The sequence below is a fragment of the Corynebacterium sp. UD i78 genome, from assembly GCF_056280545.1.
Map to the genome: position 1 here is coordinate 2,084,581 of NZ_JBWCED010000001.1, position 25,717 is coordinate 2,110,297.

Consider the following 25,717-nt stretch of genomic DNA (forward strand, 5'->3'; position numbering starts at 1 on the left):
CAGAGTCTAGGTGGAGTTTCCCGGAACGTCCGCTGCCTCACCGTGACTTCGTCGTGTGTTCATCTGGGCGTCACCTACCCGGTCCGTGGCAGTGAGGCGTTCCTGGTCCGGAACTTCATCGGGCTGTGGGGCGGTGTCCTCCCGGAAGACCGGGAACTCCAGCGAGAACGTCGAGCCGGTGCCCGGCCGCGACCACAGTGAGACATTGCCGCCGTGGTTGATCACCGTGTGCTTGACCAGTGCCAGGCCCAGGCCGGAGCCGCCGGTTGTCCGCGAGCGGGCCTGGTCGACGCGGAAGAACCGTTCGAAGACGCGCTGCTGGTCCTCCGGCGCGATACCGATGCCGTGGTCGGTGACCCGGATGATCACCGACTCGCCCTTCACCGCCCGGCTGACCGAGACGGGCGTCTCCTCCGGCGAATAGTTCACCGCATTGGCGATAAGGTTCGCCACCGCCGTGACCAGGAGATGCTCGTCGCCGAGCAGGCGGGCTCCAGAGGGGGCGTCCGTCTTCAGCTCGATGCCGTGCATCTCGGCGGTCTCGCGGTTGCGTCCGACGGCGGCCTCAATGACGGCGTCGACGTCCACCGGTTCCGGATCCGGCAGGGACGCCGCCCCCTGCAGCTTCGACAGCGTGATCAGCTCGCCGATCATCGTCGACATGCGGGTGGTCTCCCGTTGCAGCCGTGCACCGAAGTGTTCGACCGCCGCAGGGTCGTCTCCGGCGTCCACCAGCGCCTCGACCAGCAGGGAGATTGCCCCGACCGGAGTCTTCAGCTCGTGGGAGACGTTCGCCACGAAGTCACGGCGGGCGGACTCCATCCGGACATTCTCCGAATTGTCCCAGGCGTATACCACCACGAAACGGTCGTCGGCCGAGGTCAGCGGCTGTGCACGCACCAGGACCGAGAACACCGGCCGGTCCCGGAACCCGGCATGGGTCGGACTGTGGACCAGTTCGCGGCTGTCGCCGTCGTCGAAGACCAGCTCCACCAGGCGCCACACCTCCGGCACAAGGGCACGGTCCACGACGACGCCGAGCTTCTCCGCCATCCGGTTGGCGAGGATGACATCCTGCCGGGTGTCGACGACCACCGCTGCGGCGGGCGCGGCATCCACGGCGAAGTGCATCACCTGCGCGATGGTCGACAGCTGCCGGTGCACCTCACGCTTCTCGCGGTCCTCGCGGGCACGCCGTTCCCTGGCCCGACGCCGCAGCACGGCGACGACAGCCGCCGCTCCCGCGGTGACCAGGACCCCCAGAAGGACGCCGAGAACCAGTACTGCTGGCGTCCCCATCTGCTTCTACTTACCGCCCTGCGCGGCGACTGCGGCTGCGCCGGCTTCGGCGGCCGCCGGGTCGAGGTACTCGCCACCGGGGTTGGTGACGGAGCCGTCGGCGGCGAAACGGTAGACCAGCGGGATGCCGGTCGGGATGTTCAGGCCGGCGATGTCCTCGTCGGAGATGTTGTCGAGGTGCTTGACCAGGGCACGCAGCGAGTTCCCGTGGGCGGCGACCATGACGGTCTCGCCGGCCTCGAGGCGCGGGAGGATCTCGACGGTGAAGTAGGGGACGAAGCGCTTGACGACGTCGAGCAGGCACTCGGTGCGCGGGGGGTTCTCGATACCGGCGTAGCGCGGGTCACCGGCCTGGGAGTACTCGGAATCGTCCTCCAGCTCGGGCGGCGGGGTGTCGTAGCTGCGGCGCCATGCCATGAACTGGTCGTTGCCGTACTTCTCCTTGGTCTCGGCCTTGTTGAGACCCTGCAGGGCACCGTAGTGACGCTCGTTGAGTCGCCAGTCGCGGATCACGGGGATCCAGAGGCGGTCGGCGGCGTCGAGGGCGAGGTGCGCGGTGGTGATCGCACGACGCAGCAGCGAGGTGTACAGGATGCCGGGCTCGAGACCGGCGTCGGCGATGAGCTTGCCGGCGTTGGCGCCCTCGGCGCGACCCTGGTCGGTGAGGTCGACGTCGACCCATCCGGTGAACTGGTTGGAGGCGTTCCACTCGCTCTGCCCGTGACGGAGCAGGATCAGTGTGCCGTTGCTGTTGTTGCTCATGGTCTTCATTGTGCCACGACTGTGGTACGGGCACAGCGGAGTGGACCGGGATTCACCCCTCTTAACCCCGGGTTTCCCGGAATGCGGCCTGTTGTTCCCGTTGCGTGGGACGGACGGCGCGCTACGGCCGGTCCAGAAAAGTGTTACCAACTGCCTGTGTCATAATGTGACACTTCCGCAGGTCGAGAAAAGTGTTGCCAGCCAGTACTGGTAACACTTTTCGGCGACAGCTCAGCTGGTCGGCGGGACCGGGGCGCCAGGGCCGGGGGTCGGATCTGAAGACGGAGCTGACGAGGCCGCCGACTCAGACGGAGCGACGCCCCCCTCATCACCATCCGCAGCGTCCTCAGCAGGACGCAGCTTCTGGAAGGCCTCGAGATTGCGGGTCGACTCCCCACGCTTGAGCCGCCACGCCCACTCGCGGCGGATCGAGCTCTCGAAACCCCGCTCGAGGATCCGGTTGAAGTCACCGTCGGCGAGCTCGAGCACCTGACCGAGGGTCCGCTGCACGTCATCGGCGGTCAGTGCATCGGTGAACTGTCCGGCCAGGTAGATGTCCGAGTTGTTGTCCAGCGTGTAGTGCACGCCGTAGGCCTTCCGGTTGTGCTGCAGCAGCATCCGGTACACGTCGGCGTGGTTCTCCTCGACGGCACGGCAGACGAACGCCTCGACCCGCACACCGTTGTCCTGCGGGATGAACAGCGTGTTCGTTTTCAGCCGCGCCTCCCCCGGCAGCACGACAGCGGCAACTCCGTTGGAGATGGTGTACCCGGTTCCTCCGGTCTCGGGGTCACCCTCCGGGCCTCCGAGTGCGGTGTCCAGCAGTGCGGTGAGATCAGCAAGTTCCATGGTTCCGAACTTACCCCCGGGTGTCGGATCAGGACGCCGGATTAAGGACGCCGCATTAAGGACGCCGGCCCCGGCCGTCCGGGTCCGGATGTACCTCAGTGCAGCGGCACCCCGTGCGGCACCCGGTCCCATGATTCCGCCGCACCGTCGCCCAGCGCACGGTCGTAGACACCCTTCATGCGCTCGACGGTGGCGTCCCACGAGTAGACCGCCGCATGCCCGGGCGCCGCAGCGCCCATGGCGATCCGCGCGTCATCGTCGATGACCAGTGTCTCCAGGGCCTCAGCCCACACCGACGGGTCATGGCCGTCGACGAGCAGTCCGGACTCACCCTCGGTGACCGTCAGTGGCAACCCACCGACCCGGGCCGCCACGACCGGGGTGCCCGAGGCCTGCGCCTCCAGCGCCACCAGCCCGAAGGACTCGTTGTAGCTCGGCACCGCGATGATGTCCGCGGCCTGGTAGACGGTCACCAGCTCCTCCGGCGGACGCGGCGCCAGGAACCTCACGTATCCGGTCACACCCAGCTCCGCCGCGAGATCGTGCAGCTCATCAGGACGCTCCAACCCGGTGCCCGAGGGCCCACCGCAGATCACCACGCGGATGTTCTGGCCGGGATGACGCCGGATCAGCTCAGCGGCAGCACGCAGCAGGATGTGCGGGCCCTTGAGCATCTGCAGGCGTCCGATGAAGGCGATGACCTTCGCACGCAGCGGGATGCCGAGTTCACGGCGCGCCCGCTCGGTCGCCCGGTCCGAGCCCGGGGTGAACCGCTCGATGTCTACACCGGGTGCGATGATGGCCAGTCGCTCCGGGTCGGCGTCATAGGCGGCGATGATCGCGGCAGACTCCTCCTCGGTGTTCACGATGATCCGGTCGGCGTTGTCGACGATCTGCTGCTCACAGATCCGTCGGGACTCCGGCTCCGGGGTGTCGCCGTCGGCCAGGCCCAGGTTCTTCACCGCCGCCCAGGTGTGCGCGGTATGGACGAGCGGCACACCCCACAGGTCACGCAGCAGCCAGCCGACCTGCCCGGACAGCCAGTAGTGGGTGTGGATGATGTCGTAGACCCCGGCGCCGGTGCGGGTGCAGGCGGTCTCCGGCACATCGGAGCGGCGGGCGGCCTCGGTACGCACGAAGGCGATGACCGAGCCGGTGAAGGCGGTGAGCTGCGTCGGCAGTGATTCCTTCGCCAGACCCTCGAACGGCCCGGCGACACAGTTGATGACGCGGAACCCCGGCTCCACCTCCACGACCTCCCCCTGCGAGGCGCGGGTGGCGCGGGTGAACACGTCCACCTCCACCCCGTGGGACGCCAGGTGCGAGGCGACGTTCCGGACGTAGACGTTCATCCCCCCGGCATCCCCGATACCCGGCTGCTCCAGCGGGGAGGTGTGCATGGAAATCATCGCGACGCGCATGCACCGAATAGTAGTCAGTCCTGCAGGGTCACGCCTGCAGGGTCACACCTATCCACACCGGCTCCGGGACCAGCGTCACCCCGAAGACGTCGCGCACCCCGTCGCGCACCGCGGTGGCGAGTTCGACGATGTCCGCCGAGGACGCCGACCCCCGGTTCGTCAGCGCCAGGGTGTGCTTCGTCGAGAGGCCGGCCGGCGCGTCCTCCCGGATCTTCCAGCCCTTGGGGAACCCGGCGCGCTCGATGAGCCAGGCGGCGGAGAACTTGAACTGCGGGCGACCGTCGGCGTCGGTGCCGGCCGGGTAGCTCGGCATGCCCTCCACCTCCGCGGCCCCGCAGTGGTCGGCGACCCTGGCGGTGACGGCGTCCCTGGCGTCCTCCCCGGTGACGACGGGGTTGGTGAAGAAGGAGCCGGCGGACCAGGTGTCGTGATCGGCGTCGTCGAGGACCATGCCCTTGCCCGCGCGCAGGGTAAGCACCGCCTCACGCACCCCGGCGACCGGACGCCGCGGGTGGTCCTCGCCCTCGGTGACGCCGAGACGTCGGGCCAGCTCCCCGAAGCGCAGCGGCACCGAGAGGCCGTCGGTTGTGAGCCGGAACTCGACGGCGGTGACCACGCCGCGGGCGGTGAACTTGAGGTTCGAGTAGCGGTAGGACAGGTCGAGGGCGTCCGGGGTGACCCAGGTGAGCTCGCCGCTGGTGCGGTCGAGCAGCTGGACGCGGTGCAGCAGACCCGAGACCTCCGCCCCGTAGGCGCCGATGTTCTGCACCGGGGACGCCCCGACCGTCCCCGGGATGCCGGAGAGACACTCCAGGCCGCCGTAGGTGTGCTGCACCGACCAGGCCACCAGGTCATCCCAGACGGTGCCGGCGGACGCGCGGACGACGACGGAGGTGACGTCCTCCCCGACCACGGTGGGCTGTTCGTCGGTGACGGCGACGACCGCGACCAGGTCTCCGACGTCATCGCCGACCACCAGGTTGGAACCACCCCCGACGACCAGGAGGGGGACGCCGGCCTCATCGAGGGAGCGGACCGTGGACGCCAGGGCGTCGGGCGTGGCGCACTCCACGGTCGCCGCCGGTCGGCCGCCCACACGCAGGGTGGTCAGGTCGGCGAAGGTGGCGTCTGTCGAGCGCACACCGGGGGTGGCGGACAGCGATGCGAGAAGGGCATCGGACACGGGACGAGGGAGGGGGTCAACAGAACTCACGCCGTTTACCGTAGTCTGTTCGCATGACTACTCACATCGAAACCTCGGCCACGGTCAACGCACCGGTCGAGAAGGTGTTCGCAGCCCTCAGTGATCGCGCATACTGGGAGTACGACGCCCAGCACCTCTCGGACGAACCGGGCGAGGTCAACTCCTTCTCCGCTGACGACGGCGTCGACGTCACCCTCTTCGAGGTCCTGGCGACCGACGCACTGCCCGAGGCCGTGCGCTCCATGGTCTCCCAGAGCCTCAAGCTCAAGCGCGTCGTCTCCTTCGAGCCGCTGAACGACGGTGTCTCCAACGGCGAGATGTCCGCCGAGATCAAGGGCGCCCCGGTGAAGTTCACCGCCGAGCTGACCCTCTTCGAGGAGAACGGTGTCACCACCCTCGAAGCCGAGGCCGACGTCGACGTGACGATCCCGATGATCGGTGCGGTCATCGAGCCCAAGGTCGCCGACGCCGTCAAGGACATCCTCGTCAACGAGGCCGCCCTCGTCGAGAAGTGGATCTCCGAGAACGCCTAGTTCGCCTGCCTGATCCGTCTGGCCCGTTCGACCCCGGTCATCCTCACGTGACCGGCTCCCCCTGCCACGCCCGACCCGTCGCCTCTGCTCCCCCGGAGCAGAGGCGGCGGGTTTTTCAATGCACGGGCCGCGGCCACCGGCGCACCTGTCCGTTCGCTGGCAGGGGATCACCGATTCCCCGGCAATCAATGCCCTCACCCACCACCCCACTGGCACCCGATTCATCCCATGGGCCACACTGGACGCTGTGACTCACGCATCCAACGCATCCTCCGACAACTGGGGCCGTCCCGCCGACGCTCCCACCAGCTACCCCGGCACCGACGCATCCGGCGGTGCCGGCACCACTGGCGGACGCGGGAACGGCGGAAAGTCCCGCGGCAACAAAGGCGTCAAGATCCTCGTCACCGTGATCGTCGTGATCCTGCTGCTCCTCGCCGCCGCGGAGTTCGGCCTGCGCTTCTACCTCAAGGGTCAGGTCGCCGACGAACTGCGCGACTCCTCGGCGGAGCAGGGCATCGAACTCTCCGGCGACCCGGACGTCAGCTTCGGTGCCTCGCCGATGCTTCTCGGCCTGATCCAGGGCAAGGTCCCGAAGATGACTGTCGACCTGCCCTCGAGCCTCGACATCAGCTACGAGGACACGGACCGCTCCAAGCCGGTCGTCACCGGTCAGCCGGCAGCCACCCTCACCGCCGAGGACATGGAGATCACCGGCGACGACCCGGTGATCGGCGACCTCACGCTCGATACGGTCCTCCCCCAGGACTACCTGCTCGCGGTCCTCCAGAAGTCCATGGCCGAGGAAGGTGGCGACCAGGCCGCCGACGACGGCACCGGTGACCTCCTGTCCGGACTGATCCAGATCACCGGCGTCACCACGAACGAGGAGACCGGCACCCTCGACATCGAGATCAGCAGCGGCCTCGCGACCCTGTCGATGACACCGACCGTCGCAGACGGAGGCATGTCCTTCGAGGTCGCGGACATGAAGATCCTCGGGATGAGCATGCCGGATTCCCTGGTCGGCAATCTCTCGGACTCGCTGACCCGGACCGTGGAGGAGACCGACAACCTGGAGATCACCGATGCCTCGGTCACCGAGGACGGCCTCAAGGTCCGTCTGCACGGCACCGACATGAAGGTCGACGACCTCGCCTCCGAGGTGGACGCCACCACGGACACCACACTGTCCGCCGCCTGATCTCAGGCCGGACGGTCGCGCCGCCCAGTCAGGCCGGCGCGCCGGCGAGAATCGCCGCCGCGGAGGAGACACCGAGCCGGGTCGCCCCCGCCCGGATCATCGCGACGGCGGTGTCCCAGTCGCGGATGCCCCCGGACGCCTTGACCCCCAGGCGTCCACCGACCTCGTCGGCCATGATGCGCACGGCGTCCACCGAAGCCCCGCCGGCCGGGTGGAACCCGGTGGAGTTCTTCACGTAGTCCGCCCCGGCCGTCGCCGCAGCCCGGCAGGCGGTGCGCAGCTGCTCGTCATCGAGCAGCGCGGATTCGAGGATGACCTTCAGCACCACCGGCGCGGGCACTGCCTCACGCACCGTGACAATCTCACTGATCAGGGCATTGGCGTCCCTGGCGAGGGCATTGGCGAAGTCGATGACCATGTCGATCTCGTGGGCCCCGTTGGACACCGCCAGCCGCGCCTCGCTCGCCTTGATCAGCGGGTGGTGCTTGCCCGAGGGAAAGCCGACGACCGTGGCGACCCGGAGAGACTCCGGCACGTCACGCACCGGCAGCATCGACGGGGAGACACATACCGCACCGCAGCCCAACCGGGCGGCGTCCGCCACCAGGGCACCCACATCCGCATGGGATGCCTCAGGCTTGAGCAGGGTGGCGTCCATGATCGCGGCGACCTGCGCACGCGACGGCACCGGTCCGGTGGCTGCCCCGGTCACTGGGCGTTTCCCAGGACCTCACGGATGGCCGGGCGGACGTCCTGCCAGTACACACCGACGACGACCGCACCGATGATCCACACGAAGCCGACACCCAGCGGGGCGAGCAGCAGGATCGCCGCCGCCGACCCGGCGAGTGCGCCGATCCAGTTCATCTTCTTCCGGTCGATGACGTAGAAGGCGTCCTCCCGGGTCATCGCGGTCTGGATCGCACCCACGACCGCCAGAATGACGATCACGAGCTGGATGAACAGCAGAAGATAGGCGAGGGCGTCGAATCCGTAGGCCACCGGGTTACTCATGGTGATCCAGCCTACCGTGGTGCGCGCGCCTGCTCAGAACAGGCCGAAGGCGAGTTCCGAGAGCGTGTAGATCAGCAGGCCGGCGAGCGAGCCGACGACGGTGCCGTTGACGCGGATGAACTGCAGGTCCTTGCCGACCATCAGCTCGATCCGGTCGCTGGCCTCGTCGGCGTCCCACCGCTCGACGGTCTCGCCGATGATGCCGGTGACCTCCCCGGCGTAGTTGTCCGCCAGGTAGGACGCCGCGCCGACGATGCGCCGTTCCAGGTCAGTCCGCAGTTCCGGTTCCTCGCGGACACGGGTGGCGAACCCGGTGACCCAGTCGACGATCCTGCGGCGCAGCAGGGAGTCCGGGTCACGCGCCATGTCCGTGAGCGTGGCACGTACGTTCTCCCACACGGACGCCGGCAGGCTCTGGACCGGCACCGAGGCGAGGATGTCCGCCTTCAGCCCCTCCACGCGGGTGATCATCGCCCCGTCGTGCTGGAGGTCCTGCGCGAGCTGGTGGAGGAAACGTCGGATGGCGTGACGCGCCTCATGGTCGGAGTCGGAGCGGACGTCCCCGGTGAAGGCGATGAGTTCCTTCTGCACCTTGTCGCCGACGAGTTCCCGGACGAACCGCGGCGCCCACGAGGGGGTGCGCTCATCGACCAGTCGGGCCACGAGATCCCCGCTCGAGGTCGCCTTGTCGTCCAACCAGATGACGACGGCGTCCACCGCGGGCTCGACGCGTCCCTCCGCGATGAGCTGTTCCAGGGCCCGACCCAGCGGCGGGCCCCAGGCCGGTTCAGCGGCCTTGTCGATGATCAGGGTGCGCAGCAGCTGCTCCGCCTCGGCCGGGTCGATGCCGTTGACGACGAGATCGACGAGGCGTCCGACCTCCTTACCGGTCCGCTCGGCACCGCCCTGGTCCAGCACCCAGTCCGCGGCCCGCTCAGGGATGTGGGCCTCCGAGAGCTTGCGGGAGATGAGAGTGGCGTTGAGGAAATTCTCACCGACGAACTCGCTGAGGGCGTGACCGACCTGGTCCTTCTTCTGTTTGATGATCGCGGTGTGCGGCACCGGGATGCCCAGCGGGTGACGGAACAGGGCGGTGACGGCGAACCAGTCGGCCAGGGCACCGACCATGCCGGCCTCACTGGCGGCCCGGACGTAACCGGTCCAGCCGGCGTCGCGGCCGGTGGCCTCCAACCAGCGGCAGAAGAGGTAGATCACGGTCGCGAGGACCAGCAGACCGGTGGCGATGCTCTTGTGGCGGCGCAGGTCGCGGCGCCGCTCGGCCTCTGTCTCGGGCGACGGGCCGGGGACAGTACTCGTGGGGTCGACGTGGGCGTCGACGTGGGGGTCGTGTGCAGTGCTCATTGTGCTGTCCAGTATCCCCCGAACACGGCTGAGACGCCCGCACAGCGCCACAGGCGACCTACTGCACGCGGCCGGTGGACTCCTTGTAGCGGCGGTACGCGGCCCTGCCGTGGTGGATGGACCATGCACCGTAGGCGAGCATCAGCACGCCGACGATCAGCCCGACCAGACCGATGACGTTGCCGTCGGGCTGGCTTTCGGGGCTACCACCGAACCCGGCGGAGGTGAATCCGAAGATGGCCACCCCGAATCCGGCGAGCGACGAGAGGATCACGCCCATGCCGATCCAGGTCCAGCCCTGCATGAGGGACGAGTGGTGCGAGTCCCAGCTGCTGGGGACGTAGCCGTCCAGGTACACCGGCTCGCCGTTGACGACAGCGACGCGCTTCTTCTTGTTCTCCTTCATGAGTGACATGGCGTCCTCCTTCTCCAGGAACGGACGCGGTGTGGTGTGGTCGGCGGTGGTTGCCGTCGGTGTGCGCGTCCTGATTCCATGGTTCCACAGACGCCGGAGGCCCACACCACCCGAAAGGGTGGTGTGGGCCTCCGGACTGGAGGTGCCGGACCCTCGGTGAGGGTCGGGCGTGCCGGGTTACTGGACCCGGCCGGTGGCCTTCTTGTAGGCGCGGTAGTTCTTACGACCGACGTGCACGAGGAAGAAGCCGGCGAACAGCAGGACGAAGCCGGCGATCAGGCCGATGACGCCGATCGTGACGCCGTTGTCCGCCATCGGGGAGGTCGTGTCGGAGTTGACGCCGAAACCGTAGATGAAGGTGCCGAAACCGGCCAGGGAGACGAGGATCAGTCCCATGCCGATCCAGGTGGCGCTGCGGTGCAGCGACGAGTGGGGAGCGTCGAACGTCGACGGCACGAATCCGTCGAGGTAGGCAAGCTCATTCGTGGGCGTCCGGGTCTCCAGCGCGGTGTTGGCAGACATTCTTTCCTCTTTCATCGGTGTGGATGCCGGTAATTCTAGATCACCGGGTGCCGCACCACCGAAGCAACGGGAGGACGCCGGGGCGTCCTTCCCCCTTCACGGGTGTGGCCGTGCGGTGGGCACGGTGTGGCTGTGCCGTAGCGGGCCGTCAGGACTAGTCGTCCTTGCCGCGCAGGGCGGCGCGGGCGCGCTCCTTGGTGATCGCGGCGACGGCGGTCAGCGGGATACCCGCCGGACAGACGTCGGCGCACTCGCCGTAGAGGGAGCAGGGACCGAAGGTGCCCTCGACCTCGTCGACCATGTTCTTGGCGCGACGGCCACGCTCCATACGACCCAGAGGGGACAGTGTGAGGTGGACCAGCTTGGCGCCGGTGAACAGGTGCGCGGCACCGTTCGGGCAGGCGGCCACGCAGGCACCGCAGCCGATGCAGGCGGCGTGGTCGAGCGCGAGCTCGGCGTCGTGGTGGTTCACCAGGAGGTGGTCGGCGTCCGGAGCGGTACCGGCGACGATCGAGACGAAGCCACCCTTCTCCATGACGCGGTCGAGCGCGGACCGGTCGACGACCATGTCCTTGATGACCGGGTACGCGGCGGAGCGCATCGGTTCGAGCTTGAGGGTGTCACCGTCGGAGTAGCTGAACAGCCGCTGCTGGCAGGCAGGCTTATTCTGGTCCGGACCGTGCGGACGACCGTTGACCAGGAGGCCACAGGTACCGCAGATACCCTCACGGCAGTCAGACGCGAAAGCGAAGGGCTCCTTGCCTGCCTCGACGTAACCGGAGTTCACGTGGTCGAGGAGCTCCAGGATGGACATGGACTCGACAGCGTCCGGCACGTCCACGGACTCGAAGTGTCCCTGGGCGTTACGGTCCGCCTGCCGCCAGATTTCAAGATGCAGTTTCATTACTTGTAGTTCCTTGTCATCAGCGGGATGCGGTCGAAGTACAGCGGCTCGGAGTGCCGGATGAACTTCTCTTCGCCCGCAGGCTCCCATGCGGAGACGAAGCACCAGTTGTCGTCGTCGCGCTTCGCCTCGCCTTCCTCGTCAAGGTGGTCCTCACGGTAGTGGGCACCACAGGACTCGTCACGGTCCAGGGCGTCGACACACATGAGCTCACCGAGGTCCAGGTAGTCGGCCACGCGGATCGCGTACTCGAGCTGCTGGTTCATCTCGGCGGTGCCGCCGGGGACGAAGACGTTCTCCCAGAAGTCCTTGCGGACCGCGCGGATCTCGTCGATGCCCTCCTGCATGTCCTTGACGTTGCGGGCCACACCACAGCAACGGTAGAGGATCTCACCGAGCTGGCGGTGGTAGTACTCCGCACCGTGCGGGTTGGGACCACGGATGTTGAGGATCCTGTTGAGGCGGTCCTCGGTGCGCTTGAGCGCGGCCTGCGCAGCCTCGGAGTTTTCGTCCGGGACCTCGGTACCCAGCAGCGGGGCCAGGTAGTTCGGGATGGTGAAGGGCAGGGTGAACCAGCCCTCGACCGAGGAGGACAGCAGCGAGTTCGCACCCAGTCGGTTCGCTCCGTGGTACATCCAGGAGGACTCACCGGAGCAGAACAGACCCGGGATCGAGGTCATTTCGTGGAAGTCGGTCCACAGACCGCCCATGGTGTAGTGGCAGGTCGGGGCGATACGCATCGGGGTCTTGTACGCGTCGTCGCCGATGGCCTCTTCGTACATCTGGATGAGGTTGGAGTACCTCTCACGGATGACGTCCTCGCCGAGGTTCTTGATGGCGTGGGTCAGGTCGAGGTAGACCGAGTTCTTCTTCGGACCGACGCCGTAGCCGGCGTTGATCTGCTGCGCGTTTGCGCGGGAGGCGATGTCACGCGGAACGAGGTTGCCGAAGGCCGGGTAGCGACGCTCGAGGAAGTAGTCGCGCTCGTCCTCGGGGATCGTCATCGGGTCCCGCTGGTCGTCCTTCTTCTTCGGGGTCCAGATGCGGCCGTCGTTACGCAGCGACTCGGACATCAGGATGGTCTTCGACTGCCAGTCCGAGTTGACCGGGAGGCCGGTCGGGTGGAACTGCACAAAGGACGGGGACGCCATGTAGGCGCCCTGCTCGTAGGCACGCATGATCGCGCTGGCGTTGGAATTCTTGGCCAGCGTGGACATGTGGTACACGTTGCCGTAACCGCCGGTGGCGAACACGGTGACATGACCGGTGTGGATGCTGAGTTCACCGGTGATGATGTTACGGGTGACGATGCCCTTGCAGACGCCGTCCTCCACGATGACGTCCTGGACGTCGGAGTGGGTGAAGATCTCCACGTTGCCGGCACCGATCTGGCGGTACAGAGCAGAGGTGGTGGCCAGCTGCAGCTGCTGGCCGGTCTGACCACGGGTGTAGAAGGTGCGGGACACCTGCACGCCACCGAAGGAACGGTTGGCCAGGGTTCCGCCGTACTCACGGGAGAACGGGGCACCGATGGCGTTCATGTGGTCGATGACGCGACCGGACTCCATGGCGAGACGCCAGCAGTCGTTCTCCCGGCACCGGTAGTCACCACCCTTGACGGTGTCCTTGGTGTGGTTGTAGGTCGAGTCGTTGTCCAGGCGCTTGGCGCGCGAGGAGTTGACGCCACCCTGCGCGGCGATGGAGTGCGCGCGGCGGGGACTGTCGTGGTAGGTGAAGACCTTCACGTCGTAACCGAGCTCACCGAGGGCGGCTGCGGCGGCGCCACCGGCGAGGCCGGTGCCGACGATGAGGACCTTGAACTTCGCACGGTTCAGCGGGGAGACCAGCTTGAAGTGCTCCTTGTCGAACTGCCACTGCTGCTGCTGTCCGACCTCGTGCGGAGCGTTGTCACCGATGACCTTGCCGACGGACACGCCGTCGACCTTGGACTCGGGGGCCTGAAATGCGGCCAGGGCCTCGTCGTAGTTGAAGTCCGCGGTCTGGTTGTGCGGGTGGGGCTTGCTTGTTCCCATTGTTGTCTCTTCTCCTTTTCCAGATCCGCTAGCTACCGAAACCGCACAGGACGGCCACCGGGATCGAGATGTTGCCGATCATGACGATCGCCGGGAGCAGGTACGCGATCCACAGCATGACCTGGCGGGTCCGGTGGCCGGTGATGCCGAGGTCGGAGGAAGCCGTCCAGATACCGTGCGAGGCGTGCAGGAAGAGCACGACCATGCAGAGGATGTAGAAGACGGCGACGACCGGGCGGTCGAAGGACGCGACCAGGTTGGCGTAGGCGGAACCACTCTCGAACTTGTCGCTGGCCACCGGCTCAGTGCCGATGGTCAGGTCGAGGATGTGGAAGATGATGAAGAGCAGCAGCACAGAACCGGTACCCAGCATGGAGCTGGCGGTGAAGGTGTTGAAGTTCTTCACCTTGCCGAAGCGCTTCTCGGAGCCACGGGACTGTCTGGACCGGGCCTTAAGGACGAAGGCGCAGTACACGTGCAGCACGAGGCAGATGATCAGGACGACACGCAGGATCCACAGCACCGTCTCATGGGGGAAGACCGGCTCACCCATGCGGCGCAGGAAGTGCGCGTACTCGTCGAAGTGTTCTTCACCGGTGTAAACCTTCAGGTTTCCCACCATGTGGAAGAGGACGAAGAGGACGAAAATGAGGCCAGTCACGGCCATCGTCAGCTTCATCGCCCAGGTCGGGAAATCAGGCTTTTCCCGGAGCGGTTTGATGTTCAGCTTCCCGTGCTCCAGTGCGACGGGATCGTCGTATTTAACAGTCATGGCACCTCCAGTGTCAGTGACACTGTACGACTGCCAGAGTGGCAAACACTAACTGGACCCCCGCTCCGTGAAAAAGATCACAGCTCTCCAGTACGCCCGTTATGTGAACGGGTCGTTATGCAGGTCAAACGCAGAATTTGAGCCTTTTATAAGTGAGGTTCGCCTGTCCTGACACGCCACGGCACGTCAGAACGGGCGGTTATTCCGGTCGATATCGTTATATCAGAATCATTTTTCAACGAATACGACATCGGCGGCCGGCACGGACTCCGACAGTCCGGCCTCCTCGGACACCAGAGTGGTGGTGCCCTCGACCCGCACCGGCTCCGAACCGATCACCACGTCCTGCCCCAGCACGGTCACCGGACCGACGAGCCCCTGGCCACCGTCGACGATCTGGAGTTCCACGGCGGCCTTCTCCACGGAGACCCGGATCTGGTAGCCCTGCAGTGTCACGTTGTACTCCAGCTGCTCCCAGTCCTCAGGCAGGCGGGGGTCGATGCTGAACCGGCCGTAGTCATCGCGGAAACCACCGAACCCGTAGACCAGGGCGCTCCACACACCACCGCAGGACGCGATGTGCGCGCCGTCGGCACTGTTGCCGTGGAGATTCTCCAGGTCGAGGAAGAGGCCGCGCAGGAAGAAGCTCATCGCCGTGCCCCGGAACCCCAGCTCCGCGGCCATGATGGACTGCACCACCGCCGAGAGCGAGGAGTCGCCCGTCGTCAGACGGTCGTAGTAGGCGTAGTCGCGCTTCTTCACCTCCGTCGGCATGTCGTGCCCCTGGAGGAACAGGGCGAGGACCACGTCAGCCTGCTTGAGCACCTGGTACCGGTAGATCGTCAACGGGTGGTAGTGCAGCAGCAGCGGGCGCTTCGCCCCCACCGCCGGGTCATCGAGGTTCCACAGCTGACGGTTCAGGAACTGGTCGTCCTGCGGGTGGATCTGCATCCGCTCGTCGAAGGGGATGTACATCGCCTCGGCCGCCCGGTCCCACAGGTCCAGCTCGTCCTCGGACAGCCCGGTGCGGTCGGCGAGGTTCTGGAAGGCCTCCGGGCGCTCACTGCGCATCTGCCGGGCGACGTCGGCGGCCACCCGGAGGTTGTACTGCGCCATGACGTTTGTGTACAGGTTGTTGTTCACCACGGTCGTGTACTCGTCGGGCCCGGTCACCGAGTGGATCTGGAACTTCTCCCCCGTCGGGTCGAAGAAGCCCAGCGACATGAAGAACCGGGCTGTGCCGACGAGGATGTAGACACCCTCGTCCAGCAGGAACTCGGCGTCTCCGGTGGCGTAGACGTACTTCATCAGGGCGTAGGTGACGTCCGCATCGATGTGGTACTGCGCCGTGCCGGCCGCGTAGTAGGCGCTGGACTCGTGCCCGTTGATCGTCCGCCACGGGAACAGGACACCGTCATGGGAGAGCTCGCGGGCACGTTCCCTCGCCTGCGGCAGCATGAGATAGCGGAACCGCAGCGCGTTCCGGGAGAACTGCGGGTTCGTGTAGGTGAGGAACGGCAGGGCGTAGACCTCGGTGTCCCAGAAGTAGTGGCCGCCGTAGCCGGATCCGGTCAGCCCCTTGGCGGGCACACCCTGGGTCTCCGCCCGGGCGGACGCCTGGATCAGCTGGAAGAGGTTCCACCGCACCGCCTGCTGCAGCTCAGGGTGGCCCGGGATCCGGACGTCGGATCGGCGCCAGAACTTCCCCAGCCATTCGGCCTGGTTGGCCTGGAGGGTGCGGTAGCCGACCTGACGGGCACGGTTGATCGTGCGGGCACACCGGAAGGCCAGTTCCTCGGCGGACACGTGGCGCGAGGAATGGTACGAGACGAACTTCTCCAGGCGCAGACGCAGACCGCGGGTCCCGTCGACGTGGTAGATGACGCGTGCGACGTCGTCGCGCATCTCGGTGTGCATCTCCACACCACCGACCGCGTCGGAGGACGCCGGGGCACCCGATCCGCCGGTACCCCGCGCCTGCGTGACGTCGAGGACATGGTCCATGCTCACCGCGACGGTCATCCCGGAGTTCGTCACCCGGTACCCCAGCGTCACCCGCTGGTCCTCGGAGCTGGCACGGTAGGTCGGCTGGAACACCCGGCCGGCGATCTTCTCGGCCTTGCGGGGGTCCGCACCACCGTTGACGTCGGCCGCGTGGGCGTCTGCCCGGTCCGCCGCCCCGGAGGACGCCGCGTAGGTGTCGAGGATCGAGGAGAACTCGTCCTCCCCGTCCTGCCGGTTGAGGATCTGCGAGGAGATGACGACCGCGGCGTCCGAGTCGAGAAGCTCGACTTCGAGGCTCATCAGCGCCAGGTGACGCTCCTGGAAGGAGACCATCCGCTCGCTGACGACGCGGACGCGCTTGCCGGACTGGGTGCGCCAGATGAAACTGCGGCGCTCGACACCCTCACGGAAGTCGAGGGTGCGGCCGTAGTCCTCGACCTCGGCGACACCGAGGCGCAGCGGCTCATCGTCGATGTACAGGCGGATCGGCTTGGCGTCCGGCACCTGGACGATGGTCTGGCCCTCGCGGGCGAAACCGTAGGCGTCCTCGGCATGCTCGATGTTCCACGTCTCGTGGACACCGTTGATGAAGGTGCCGTGTTCGTGGGAGTCGCGACCCTCCGGCGGGTTGCCGCGCAGTCCCATGTAGCCGTTGGAGAGGGCGAAGATGGTCTCCGACAGACCGAGTTCGGCGTCCGTACGGCCGGGACGACGCTCATGCCAGCCCCACTCATCGACCGGGTGATTGCTCCGGTCGACCAGTTCCAGCGGGTCCACGTCGTCGAGGTGCACGTCGGTGCGGTACCCCGGCGGGAAGTAGTCGGCGGGTTCCGCCGGCCCGCCGCCGTCACCGACAGGGCGGTTCACGACGGACGCCACCCGACGACGGTGCGCCAGGAACTCCTCGAGGTGGTCGGTCCGGTCGTTGGTGTCGGTCACGGAATGTCCCTTCGGTCGGATGCAGGATCGATCAGTGGTTCAGCGTACGGCAGAGGAGCCGTCGGAGGTGCCGAGCTGGTCGACGAGGACGGCAAGGTCGGCGACGACGACGTCCGCCCCGGCGTCCTTCAGCGCCTGTGCACCGGCCCCGCGGTCGACGCCCAGGACGAGTCCGAAGTCACCGGCGGCACCCGCGGCGACACCGGAGGTGGCGTCCTCCACGACAACTGCTCCGGTCGACGGCACGCCGAGGAGTTCCGCGCCGTAGCTGTAGGTGTCCGGGGCGGGCTTGCCGGGCAGCCCTTCGGCGGCGGCGACATTGCCGTCGACGATGACCTCGAAACGGTCGATGAGTCCGGCGGCGGTGAGGACCGGGCGGGCGTTCTTCGACGAGCTCACCACGGCGACACGCGTGGTGGTCCCCGGGGCGGTGAGAGCGTCGAGCAGGGCGACGGATCCGGGGTAGGCCGAGATACCCCGGTCGAGCAGGGCGAGGAAGTCGTTGTTCTTCAGCAGGCCGAGACCGAGGACTGTCTCGTCGGTGGGGGCGTCCTCGCCCTTGTCCCCTTCCCACTCCGGGTCGGAGCGGTCGGAGGGCAGCGTGATCCCGCGGGACGCCAGCACCGCGGCCACTCCCTCACTGCGCGGCCGGCCGTCGATGTGGTCGAAGTAGTCCCGCTCGGTGTACGGGGCGACACCGCGCTCGACGAAGTACCTGGTGAACACCACGGACCAGGCCTGGCGGTGGAGGTCGGCGGTCGGGGTGATGACACCGTCAAGGTCGAAGAGCACGGCGTCGAAGACGGCTAGGTCAGGCAGGTTGTCAGGCAGGTTGTCAGGCAGGTCTGCTGTCATTCCACCATCGTAGGTTGCCTGCGGACGCCGCGCGCGGCGTAGCGGCGTCATGGGAACCGCCCGGGCGGCATGGGAAGATCCCGCTTCAGGACGCTGAACTGCGGTGGGATTCTCTCATGACGGTGGTGCAGGACTCATGACGGTGGGCCCGGGACAAGGCCCCGGAACACCGGAAACGGCCTGCCCGGGGAGGGCAGGCCGTCACGGAGGCGCGTGGTGAAGGTGGTGCGTGGTGGTGCCTGACGGTGTCAGGGGATCGCTTTAGGCGATACCGTGCAGCTCCTTGAACTCCAGGCGGCGGGCGTGGAGGATCGGCTCGGTGTAGCCGGAGGGCTGGGTGGTGCCGAGCAGGACGAGGTCACGGGCGGCCTTCCAGGCGACCGAGTTCTCGAAGTCCGGGGCCATGTCGCGGTAGGCGGCGTCACCGGCGTTCTGACGGTCGACCACGGCGGCCATGCGCTGGAGGGCCTCGATGACCTGCTCCTCGGTGACCACACCGTGCTTGAGCCAGTTGGCGAGCAGCTGGGAATTGATGCGGCAGGTGGCGCGGTCCTCCATGAGGTCGATGTCATGGATGTCCGGCACCTTGGAGCAACCGACACCCTGCTCGACCCAGCGGACCACGTAGCCCAGGATGGACTGGCAGTTGTCGTCCAGCTCCTCCTGGATCTCCTCGGCGGTCCAGGTGGCGTCGCCCTCGCCGACCTTCGCGGCGGCGACCGGGACGGTGAGGATGCCCGGGATGGAGTCGCGGCGACCGTCGGTGATCAGCTTCTCCTGGACGGCGTAGACGTCGACCACGTGGTAGTGGGTGGCGTGCAGGGTCGCGCCGGTCGGGGACGGGACCCATGCGGTGGACGCACCCTGGCGCGGCTGGCCGATCTTCTGCTCGACCATCTCGGCGAGCAGGTCGGTCTTGGCCCACATGCCCTTACCGATCTGGGCCTTGCCGGAGAGACCGTGGGCCAGGCCGGCGTCGACGTTGTTGTTCTCGTAGGACTCCATGAACAGGGAGGCCTTCAGCTTCGGCTTACGGAACATCGGGCCGGCCAGCAGCGAGGTGTGGATCTCGTCGCCGGTGCGGTCCATGAAGCCGGTGTTGATGAAGGCCACGCGGTCGGCGATGGCCTCGATGCAGGCGTCCAGGTTGACGGAGGTGCGACGCTCCTCGTCCATGAGGCCGACCTTGAGGGTGAAGCGCGGGAGGTTGAGGAGGTCCTCGACATCGGCGAGCAGGTCGTTGGTGAAGGCGGACTCCTCCGGACCGTGCTGCTTGGGCTTGACGATGTAGATCGAGCCCTCGCGGGAGTTGCGGCGGGGGTTGTCCAGGTCCGTGCCGGGGATGGCGCAGGCGGAGGTGATGACGGCGTCCATGATGCCCTCGAAGACCTCGTTGCCCTCGGCGTCGAGGATGGCGGGGTTGGTCATCAGGTGGCCGACGTTGCGGCACAGCATGGTGGATCGACCGTGCAGGCGGAGCTCGGAGCCGTCGCGCGCGGTGAAGTAGCGGTCGTCGTTCTGCTCACGGGTGAAGGTCTTGCCGCCCTTGGAGACCTCTTCGGCCAGCGTTCCCTGGTTCAGGCCGAGCCAGTTGTGGTAGCCGAGGACCTTGTCGGTGGCGTCCACCGCGGCGATGGAATCCTCGAAGTCCATGATGGCGGTGACGGCGGCCTCGAGGACGATGTCCTTGACGCCGGCCTTGTCGGTGCTGCCGATCGGGGAATCGGGGTCGATCTGGATGTCGATGTGCAGACCGTTGTGCTTCAGCACGATGTCGGTCGGGGCGCCCTTCTCACCGGCGTAGCCGACGAAGACCTCGGGCTGCTGAAGGTGGACCTCGTTTCCGTCGATGACGGCGGCGAGCTGACCGGAGGTGATGTCGTACCTGTCGACGTCGGCGTGGGAGCCGGACTCCAGCGGCACGGCCTCGTCGAGGAAGTCACGGCCCCAGGCGATGACCTTGTCACCGCGGACCTTGTTGTAGCCCTTGCCCTTCTCGGCGCCGTTCTCCTCGGGGATGACGTCGGTGCCGTAGAGGGCGTCGTAGAGGGAACCCCAGCGGGCGTTCGCGGCGTTGATCGCGAAGCGGGCGTTGAGGATCGGCACGACCAGCTGCGGGCCGGCGGTGGTGGCGAACTCGGCGTCCACGTTCTCGGTGCGGATCTCGAAGTCCTCGGGCTGGTCGACGAGGTAGCCGATCTCCTTGAGGAAGGAGGTGTACTTCTCGGCGTCCTGCGTGCCCGGGTTCTGCGTGTACCACTCGTCCAGCTTCGCCTGCAGATCATCCCGCTTGGCGAGCAGCTCACGGTTGCGCGGGGTGTGCTTGGCGACGATGGCGCCGAAGCCCTCCCAGAACTTCTCCTGGTCCACCCCGGTGCCCGGCAGAACCTCGCCGTTGACGAAATCGTAGAGGGTCTTGGCGACCTCGAGGCCACCGGCGGTGATGCGCTCCGTCTGCTGTGTCATGGAAACTCCTTCGTTCACATATCGACTTGTCCGCAATACGGTCACCAGACTAGGTGAGCCATGTCACCGAGGGGAGTCATCCGTGCTCCAGGGAACGGCCTACCACCCCCGGCCCTACCCCGTTCCGGACGGGCGAACCCAGGTTCACTCGCGTACTGCAGCGTGCCCTTACGTGACGCGGGTCGCACATCAACGCTGGACCAAGCGATTTTCGACCATTAGGTGGGATGAACAATGCCATCATGTGAGAACCGGCAAAACGGTACGATCGTACTACCCCCGCCGTGGGCTGGATCACGTATTTGCTTTGACGTGCCGTTTTCCCCCTGTATTCTCAAGCCCAGCAGATCCGGCCGGGGAGCAGCCGCCCCCGGGGTAGCCGGAATCAGCGTTGTAACCGCCATCTCCACCACTTAAGGGAGTGTGTTTAACACATGTCGAACGTCGGACAGCCGCGTACCGCCGCCGAAATCCAGAAGGACTGGGACGAGAACCCCCGTTGGGCCAACGTCACCCGCGACTACACCGCCGAGCAGGTTGCCGAGCTCCAGGGCACCGTCGTCGAGGAGCACACCCTCGCTACGCGTGGTGCTGAGATCCTCTGGAACGCCGTGAACGAGGAGGGCGACGGCTACATCAACGCCCTGGGTGCCCTGACCGGTAACCAGGCCGTCCAGCAGGTCCGCGCCGGTCTGAAGGCCGTCTACCTCTCCGGTTGGCAGGTCGCCGGCGACGCCAACCTCTCCGGCCACACCTACCCCGACCAGTCCCTGTACCCGGCGAACTCTGTTCCGTCCGTGGTCCAGCGCATCAACAACGCCCTCTCCCGCGCCGACGAGATCGCCCGCGTCGAGGGTGACACCTCCGTCGACAACTGGCTCGTCCCGATCGTCGCCGACGGTGAGGCCGGCTTCGGTGGCGCCCTGAACGTCTACGAGCTGCAGAAGGCCATGATCAAGGCCGGCGCCTCCGGCACCCACTGGGAGGACCAGCTGGCCTCCGAGAAGAAGTGCGGCCACCTGGGCGGCAAGGTCCTCATCCCGACCAAGCAGCACGTCCGCACCCTGAACTCCGCCCGTCTGGCCGCCGACGTCGCGAACACCCCGACCGTCGTCATCGCCCGCACCGACGCCGAGGCCGCCACCCTGCTGACCTCCGACGTCGACGAGCGCGACCACGAGTTCCTCACCGGTGAGCGTTCCGCCGAGGGCTACTACTACGTCAAGAACGGCATCGAGCCCTGCATCTCCCGTGCGAAGTCCTTCGCTCCGTACGCCGACATGATCTGGATGGAGACCGGTACCCCGGATCTCGAGCTCGCCAAGAAGTTCGCTGAGGGCGTCCGCTCCGAGTTCCCGGACCAGCTCCTGTCCTACAACTGCTCCCCGTCCTTCAAGTGGTCCGCCCACCTGGACGACGACGAGATCGCCAAGTTCCAGAACGAGCTGGGCGCCATGGGCTTCAAGTTCCAGTTCATCACCCTGGCCGGCTTCCACGCCCTCAACTACTCCATGTTCGATCTGGCCCACGGCTACGCCCGCAACCAGATGTCCGCCTTCGTGGACCTGCAGAACCGCGAGTTCGAGGCCGAGTCCCGTGGCTTCACCGCTGTCAAGCACCAGCGCGAGGTCGGCGCCGGTTACTTCGACCGCATCGCCACCACCGTGGACCCGAACTCCTCCACCACCGCCCTCAAGGGCTCCACCGAGGAGAGCCAGTTCTAGTCTCCGACCGGAACTGACCGTCACCCTCAGGTGACACCCCACCGCCCTGTGCGCCACACCCCCGGCGCACAGGGCGGTTCTGCGTCCGCTCCGTCGGCGACCTCGGGCACACGACACGTCACGGACGACCGGCCGCTCCCGTCTCCTGCTGGCACAGCGCCGCAGATCGCAGCACCGCCGGACGCGACACCGAGACACTCAGTACAACCCGCCCCCGCACAGCGCCGCCGCGACCACCCGCGCCGATCATGCGGTGATGAGCCAGCGGACCTTCCTCCGCCGATTCCGTGAGGAAACCGGCACCACGCCTGCGCGATGGATCACCGCCCAGCGGGTCCGCCACACCCAGGAACTGCTGGAGAACACGGACCTCACCGTGGACGCGATCGCCGACCTGGTCGGCTTCGGCACCGGCGCCACACTGCGGGCCCGGCTGAGGAGCACCACCGGGACCACACCGGTCTCCTACCGCCGCAGATTCACCGCCTGAAGCAGGTCGGGACGGGTGACCCGGCCACCTGCTCAGTACGGGTTACGCCGCTGAGGGCGCAGCCGTGACGGGGGTTTGTCCTCGTAGAGGCCGGTGATCTGCCGACGCAGGTGCTCACGCCGGTTGTAGGTGGCCTCGCGGATGGCGTCGTCATTGTCGAAGCTGGACCCGATCGCCCCGGCGAAGGTACCCAATGACGCCGTGAGCCACGCCAGTTTCGCGTAGCCCCAGGGGAAGGGCTCGTCGTTGACCTGGGAACGGAAGTAGTTCGTGTCCACGATGACCACGGACAACACCAGCAGGGCGAGGAAGACGGTCGTGTAGATCATCACCGCGGCGATGACCACGGTTCCGACCGTGGCCCGGTTGTCCATCCTGGCGCGCCACTGGGCCACACTGTCCGGTTCCCGGTCGGGCCACCTGTTCCACAGTCCGTTGTGGTAGACCAGCCAGAACGTGAGTCCGCCGATAGCGAAGACACTGATGATGAACATGCGCAGCACGGACACGGTGTGCGACATCTGCCACATCGAGCCGTAGAAGATGCCGTAGGCGCCGGTCGCCACCGCAATGGCCAGGCAGCCGGTGAGGACCTTGAACAGCTGCTCAGGCTGATTGCCGGCGATCATCCCGAGGAGCAGTCGGAGGCCGCGTCCCCGCCCCTCGATCACGCGGGTGACATCCGCCCCGGCGTCACCACCCTCGATGTCCTCACCTTCAGTGACCTTCTCGCGGATGCCGGCTCCGGCCGGTTTCCCACGCAACAGACGACTGAGTTCCTGACGCAGCGCCTCACGGCCACGCAGCAGTCCGAAGGCGGGCAGGCAGAGCATCGTGACCGTGCCGCGGTGCACCGTCTGGCTGATGACCGGGCGGCGCGTCGTCAACGGCAGATCGGTCACGTAGATCATCCGGTCCCAGCCGTATGATCTCATGATGTCCGGGGTGGTGTCCGCCAGCCGCACACTGCCGTCGAGGCGCATCGGCAGGGACGCGGTGCGCACCTGCACCCGCGGGTGACCGCTGAAGCGCAGGCTCTCGTCGGTGATGTCCGAGTCGTCGGGCCGGATGCCCAACTTCGCCAGCGCACTGATGACGCGCTTCTCGGGCAGTCCACGGTCGACCATCACGCCGATGACGGTGACATGCTCCTCGGCATACTCGTCGGCATGATCCTCAGCGGGGACCCCGTTCTCCGGCACCTCTGACATGGCCAGAATCGTACCCTCACCACGGGGAAGGACGCATCAGCGCCGCGCGCACGACAGCGTACGGCGGGTGCACACGGCTGTATCTACGCCCCCGCGCATGACAGCGCCCCGGCCACAGGGACAGTGACCGGGGCGGTGACGCAGGACGGACCTACAGGTTGATCATGTGACCCGTGATGCCCTCGGCGGCCTCCTTGATGGCCTCCGACAGGGTCGGGTGGGTGTGGACGTTGCGTCCGATCTCTTCGGCAGTGAGGTCGAAACGCTGCGCCAGGGTGAGCTCCGGCAGCAGCTCGGAGACGTCCGGGCCGACCATGTGGGCACCGATGAGCTCGCCGTACTCGGCATCCGCGATGATCTTCACGAAGCCGACGCCCTCGTTGAGGCCCTGGGCCTTACCGTTGGCGGAGTAGGGGAAGGTCGCGACCTTGATCTCACGGCCGGACTCCTCGGCACGCTTGCGGGCGGCATCCTCGGTGTAACCGAAGGAGGCGACCTGCGGGGTGCAGAAGGTGGCGCGCGGCATGTTCATGTAGTCGCCGAGCTCCTGGGTCTCGACGCCGGCGATGGTCTCCGCGGCGACGACACCCTGTGCCTCGGCGACGTGCGCGAGCTGGAGCTTCGCGGTGACGTCACCGATGGAGTAGATGTGCGGCACGTTGGTGCGCATGCGGTCGTCGATGTCGATGGCACCACGCTCGGTGAGCTTGACACCGGTGTTCTCCAGGCCGAAGCCCTCGACCCGCGGGGCGAAACCGATGGAGACCATGACGCGGTCGGCCTTGATGGTCTCGGCCTTGGAACCGTCGGCGGCCTCGATGTCGACCTCGACACCGGCGGCGCCGCCGAGGTCGCGGACGGCGGTGGTCTTGTGACCGGTCTTCAGGGTGACGCCGAGCTTCTTGTACTGCTTGGCGATCTCCTTGGAGACGTCCTTGTCCTCGTTCGGCAGGACGCGGTCCATGAACTCGACGATGGTGATGTCCACGCCGAAGTTCGCCAGCACGTAGGCGAACTCCATGCCGATGGCACCGGCACCGATGATGACCATGGACTTCGGGGCGTCCTCGTCGAGGATCTGCTCCTCGAAGGAGACGATGTTGCCGCCGATGTGCACCCCCGGCAGGGACTTCACGACGGAACCGGTCGCGACGATCGCGTTGTCGAAGGTGACGGTCTTGCCGGCGTCCTTCCCCTCCGAGATCTCGACGGTGTTCGCGTCAGTGAAGGTGCCGAGACCGTCGATCTCGGTGATGCCGTTCTTCTTCATCAGGTAGTGGACACCCTTGACGATGCCCGCAGAGACCTTACGGGACCGCTTGTGCGCGACCCCGTAGTCCATGCTGATGTTGTCACCGCTGATGCCGAAGGTCTTGGCATCGTGGGTGAGGATGTGCGCGATGTCCGCGTTACGGATCAGCGCCTTGGACGGGATGCAGCCCACGTTGAGGCAGACACCGCCCCAGTACTGCTTCTCGACAACGGCGGTCTTCAGACCCAGCTGGGCCGCCCGGATGGCGGCGACGTACCCGCCGGGGCCCGCGCCGATAACTACTACGTCATAATGTTCAGCCACGGAATCAATGGTACGCGCTCAGGGCTGATACGTCGCGTCGGGGGTCAGGAACCCCTGGGGGACGCTCCGCTCCCGTTCGACGACAGGACCCTCTAGACGAAGAACTTGGTGATGAACGCCAGTGCGTTGTTGATCGCACCGCCGATGATCTCGTTGGT

Annotated in this window: 22 protein-coding genes; 4 read left to right on the forward strand and 18 right to left on the reverse strand. The window is 66.8% G+C overall.

The window, feature by feature from the left end; all coding sequences use genetic code 11:
- Positions 1-6: 6 nt before the first annotated feature.
- The 5 genes from ACZ9GM_RS09830 to ACZ9GM_RS09850 form a co-directional block, all read right to left on the reverse strand.
- On the reverse strand, positions 7-1,299 hold the full coding sequence (locus ACZ9GM_RS09830; protein WP_476037741.1) for a sensor histidine kinase: 1,293 nt from the start codon (positions 1,297-1,299) through the stop codon (positions 7-9).
- Positions 1,300-1,305: 6 nt separating this feature from the next.
- Positions 1,306-2,061 (reverse strand): phosphoglyceromutase, encoded by a 756-nt coding sequence (locus ACZ9GM_RS09835; protein ID WP_291474387.1) that lies wholly within the window; start codon positions 2,059-2,061, stop codon positions 1,306-1,308.
- A 231-nt stretch (positions 2,062-2,292) separates the two neighbouring features.
- Positions 2,293-2,910 (reverse strand): type III secretion system chaperone family protein, encoded by a 618-nt coding sequence (locus ACZ9GM_RS09840; protein ID WP_291474386.1) that lies wholly within the window; start codon positions 2,908-2,910, stop codon positions 2,293-2,295.
- 95 nt (positions 2,911-3,005) lie between these two features.
- A complete protein-coding gene (gene mshA, locus ACZ9GM_RS09845) occupies positions 3,006-4,331 on the reverse strand; it encodes a D-inositol-3-phosphate glycosyltransferase (protein WP_291474385.1) in 1,326 nt (441 codons plus the stop codon).
- Between the two features lie 28 nt (positions 4,332-4,359).
- Positions 4,360-5,544 carry a UDP-N-acetylmuramate dehydrogenase gene (locus ACZ9GM_RS09850; protein ID WP_476037742.1) on the reverse strand — a complete coding sequence of 395 codons (1,185 nt, stop codon included), beginning with the start codon at positions 5,542-5,544 and terminating at the stop codon, positions 4,360-4,362.
- A 23-nt stretch (positions 5,545-5,567) separates the two neighbouring features.
- Between ACZ9GM_RS09850 and ACZ9GM_RS09855 the strand changes: the two genes are divergently transcribed.
- Together ACZ9GM_RS09855 and ACZ9GM_RS09860 are read left to right on the forward strand one after the other, a co-directional pair.
- A complete protein-coding gene (locus ACZ9GM_RS09855; protein WP_291474383.1) occupies positions 5,568-6,068 on the forward strand; it encodes a DUF2505 domain-containing protein in 501 nt (166 codons plus the stop codon).
- A gap of 247 nt (positions 6,069-6,315) precedes the next feature.
- On the forward strand, positions 6,316-7,272 hold the full coding sequence (locus ACZ9GM_RS09860; RefSeq protein WP_291474382.1) for an LmeA family phospholipid-binding protein: 957 nt from the start codon (positions 6,316-6,318) through the stop codon (positions 7,270-7,272).
- 28 nt (positions 7,273-7,300) lie between these two features.
- On the opposite strand, the gene deoC is transcribed toward ACZ9GM_RS09860, so the two are convergent.
- The 11 genes from deoC to ACZ9GM_RS09915 form a co-directional block, all read right to left on the reverse strand.
- A complete protein-coding gene (gene deoC, locus ACZ9GM_RS09865) occupies positions 7,301-7,930 on the reverse strand; it encodes a deoxyribose-phosphate aldolase (protein WP_476038340.1) in 630 nt (209 codons plus the stop codon).
- A gap of 50 nt (positions 7,931-7,980) precedes the next feature.
- Positions 7,981-8,286: a DUF2516 family protein gene (locus ACZ9GM_RS09870; protein WP_291474381.1), complete on the reverse strand. Its 306-nt coding sequence runs from the start codon at positions 8,284-8,286 to the stop codon at positions 7,981-7,983.
- Between the two features lie 33 nt (positions 8,287-8,319).
- Positions 8,320-9,648 carry a DUF445 domain-containing protein gene (locus ACZ9GM_RS09875; protein WP_291474380.1) on the reverse strand — a complete coding sequence of 443 codons (1,329 nt, stop codon included), beginning with the start codon at positions 9,646-9,648 and terminating at the stop codon, positions 8,320-8,322.
- Between the two features lie 58 nt (positions 9,649-9,706).
- Positions 9,707-10,063 carry a YidH family protein gene (locus ACZ9GM_RS09880; RefSeq protein ID WP_291474379.1) on the reverse strand — a complete coding sequence of 119 codons (357 nt, stop codon included), beginning with the start codon at positions 10,061-10,063 and terminating at the stop codon, positions 9,707-9,709.
- A 177-nt stretch (positions 10,064-10,240) separates the two neighbouring features.
- On the reverse strand, positions 10,241-10,585 hold the full coding sequence (locus ACZ9GM_RS09885; RefSeq protein WP_291474378.1) for a hypothetical protein: 345 nt from the start codon (positions 10,583-10,585) through the stop codon (positions 10,241-10,243).
- 154 nt (positions 10,586-10,739) lie between these two features.
- On the reverse strand, positions 10,740-11,489 hold the full coding sequence (locus ACZ9GM_RS09890; RefSeq protein ID WP_291474377.1) for a succinate dehydrogenase/fumarate reductase iron-sulfur subunit: 750 nt from the start codon (positions 11,487-11,489) through the stop codon (positions 10,740-10,742).
- The gene (locus ACZ9GM_RS09895) at positions 11,489-13,522 is read right to left on the reverse strand and encodes a fumarate reductase/succinate dehydrogenase flavoprotein subunit (RefSeq protein WP_291474376.1); all 2,034 of its coding nucleotides are present in this window, start codon (positions 13,520-13,522) and stop codon (positions 11,489-11,491) included. The genes ACZ9GM_RS09890 and ACZ9GM_RS09895 overlap by 1 nt, the downstream gene beginning before the upstream one ends.
- A gap of 28 nt (positions 13,523-13,550) precedes the next feature.
- On the reverse strand, positions 13,551-14,294 hold the full coding sequence (locus ACZ9GM_RS09900) for a succinate dehydrogenase cytochrome b subunit (protein ID WP_476037743.1): 744 nt from the start codon (positions 14,292-14,294) through the stop codon (positions 13,551-13,553).
- A gap of 228 nt (positions 14,295-14,522) precedes the next feature.
- Positions 14,523-17,237 carry a glycoside hydrolase family 65 protein gene (locus tag ACZ9GM_RS09905; RefSeq protein ID WP_291474374.1) on the reverse strand — a complete coding sequence of 905 codons (2,715 nt, stop codon included), beginning with the start codon at positions 17,235-17,237 and terminating at the stop codon, positions 14,523-14,525.
- Between the two features lie 39 nt (positions 17,238-17,276).
- Positions 17,277-18,092: an HAD family hydrolase gene (locus ACZ9GM_RS09910; RefSeq protein ID WP_476037744.1), complete on the reverse strand. Its 816-nt coding sequence runs from the start codon at positions 18,090-18,092 to the stop codon at positions 17,277-17,279.
- A 261-nt stretch (positions 18,093-18,353) separates the two neighbouring features.
- A complete protein-coding gene (locus ACZ9GM_RS09915) occupies positions 18,354-20,558 on the reverse strand; it encodes a malate synthase G (RefSeq protein ID WP_476037745.1) in 2,205 nt (734 codons plus the stop codon).
- 434 nt (positions 20,559-20,992) lie between these two features.
- Between ACZ9GM_RS09915 and aceA the strand changes: the two genes are divergently transcribed.
- Together aceA and ACZ9GM_RS09925 are read left to right on the forward strand one after the other, a co-directional pair.
- On the forward strand, positions 20,993-22,282 hold the full coding sequence (gene aceA / locus ACZ9GM_RS09920; protein WP_291474371.1) for an isocitrate lyase: 1,290 nt from the start codon (positions 20,993-20,995) through the stop codon (positions 22,280-22,282).
- A 253-nt stretch (positions 22,283-22,535) separates the two neighbouring features.
- The gene (locus ACZ9GM_RS09925) at positions 22,536-22,772 is read left to right on the forward strand and encodes a helix-turn-helix domain-containing protein (RefSeq protein ID WP_291474370.1); all 237 of its coding nucleotides are present in this window, start codon (positions 22,536-22,538) and stop codon (positions 22,770-22,772) included.
- Positions 22,773-22,804: 32 nt separating this feature from the next.
- On the opposite strand, the gene ACZ9GM_RS09930 is transcribed toward ACZ9GM_RS09925, so the two are convergent.
- Together ACZ9GM_RS09930 and lpdA are read right to left on the reverse strand one after the other, a co-directional pair.
- On the reverse strand, positions 22,805-23,983 hold the full coding sequence (locus ACZ9GM_RS09930; RefSeq protein ID WP_291474369.1) for a hypothetical protein: 1,179 nt from the start codon (positions 23,981-23,983) through the stop codon (positions 22,805-22,807).
- 151 nt (positions 23,984-24,134) lie between these two features.
- Positions 24,135-25,559 carry a dihydrolipoyl dehydrogenase gene (lpdA, locus tag ACZ9GM_RS09935; RefSeq protein WP_291474368.1) on the reverse strand — a complete coding sequence of 475 codons (1,425 nt, stop codon included), beginning with the start codon at positions 25,557-25,559 and terminating at the stop codon, positions 24,135-24,137.
- Positions 25,560-25,717 lie beyond the last annotated feature (158 nt).

Coding starts and splice junctions, on each gene's coding strand:
- ACZ9GM_RS09830 (WP_476037741.1), bottom strand. CDS start 1,299: ATGGGGACGCCAGCAGTACTGGTTCTCGGCGTCCTTCTGGGGGTCCTG.
- ACZ9GM_RS09835 (WP_291474387.1), bottom strand. CDS start 2,061: ATGAGCAACAACAGCAACGGCACACTGATCCTGCTCCGTCACGGGCAG.
- ACZ9GM_RS09840 (WP_291474386.1), bottom strand. CDS start 2,910: ATGGAACTTGCTGATCTCACCGCACTGCTGGACACCGCACTCGGAGGC.
- mshA (WP_291474385.1), bottom strand. CDS start 4,331: ATGCGCGTCGCGATGATTTCCATGCACACCTCCCCGCTGGAGCAGCCG.
- ACZ9GM_RS09855 (WP_291474383.1), top strand. CDS start 5,568: ATGACTACTCACATCGAAACCTCGGCCACGGTCAACGCACCGGTCGAG.
- deoC (WP_476038340.1), bottom strand. CDS start 7,930: ATGGACGCCACCCTGCTCAAGCCTGAGGCATCCCATGCGGATGTGGGT.
- ACZ9GM_RS09870 (WP_291474381.1), bottom strand. CDS start 8,286: ATGAGTAACCCGGTGGCCTACGGATTCGACGCCCTCGCCTATCTTCTG.
- ACZ9GM_RS09875 (WP_291474380.1), bottom strand. CDS start 9,648: ATGAGCACTGCACACGACCCCCACGTCGACGCCCACGTCGACCCCACG.
- ACZ9GM_RS09880 (WP_291474379.1), bottom strand. CDS start 10,063: ATGTCACTCATGAAGGAGAACAAGAAGAAGCGCGTCGCTGTCGTCAAC.
- ACZ9GM_RS09885 (WP_291474378.1), bottom strand. CDS start 10,585: ATGTCTGCCAACACCGCGCTGGAGACCCGGACGCCCACGAATGAGCTT.
- ACZ9GM_RS09890 (WP_291474377.1), bottom strand. CDS start 11,489: ATGAAACTGCATCTTGAAATCTGGCGGCAGGCGGACCGTAACGCCCAG.
- ACZ9GM_RS09895 (WP_291474376.1), bottom strand. CDS start 13,522: ATGGGAACAAGCAAGCCCCACCCGCACAACCAGACCGCGGACTTCAAC.
- ACZ9GM_RS09900 (WP_476037743.1), bottom strand. CDS start 14,294: ATGACTGTTAAATACGACGATCCCGTCGCACTGGAGCACGGGAAGCTG.
- ACZ9GM_RS09910 (WP_476037744.1), bottom strand. CDS start 18,092: ATGACAGCAGACCTGCCTGACAACCTGCCTGACAACCTGCCTGACCTA.
- ACZ9GM_RS09915 (WP_476037745.1), bottom strand. CDS start 20,558: ATGACACAGCAGACGGAGCGCATCACCGCCGGTGGCCTCGAGGTCGCC.
- aceA (WP_291474371.1), top strand. CDS start 20,993: ATGTCGAACGTCGGACAGCCGCGTACCGCCGCCGAAATCCAGAAGGAC.
- ACZ9GM_RS09930 (WP_291474369.1), bottom strand. CDS start 23,983: ATGTCAGAGGTGCCGGAGAACGGGGTCCCCGCTGAGGATCATGCCGAC.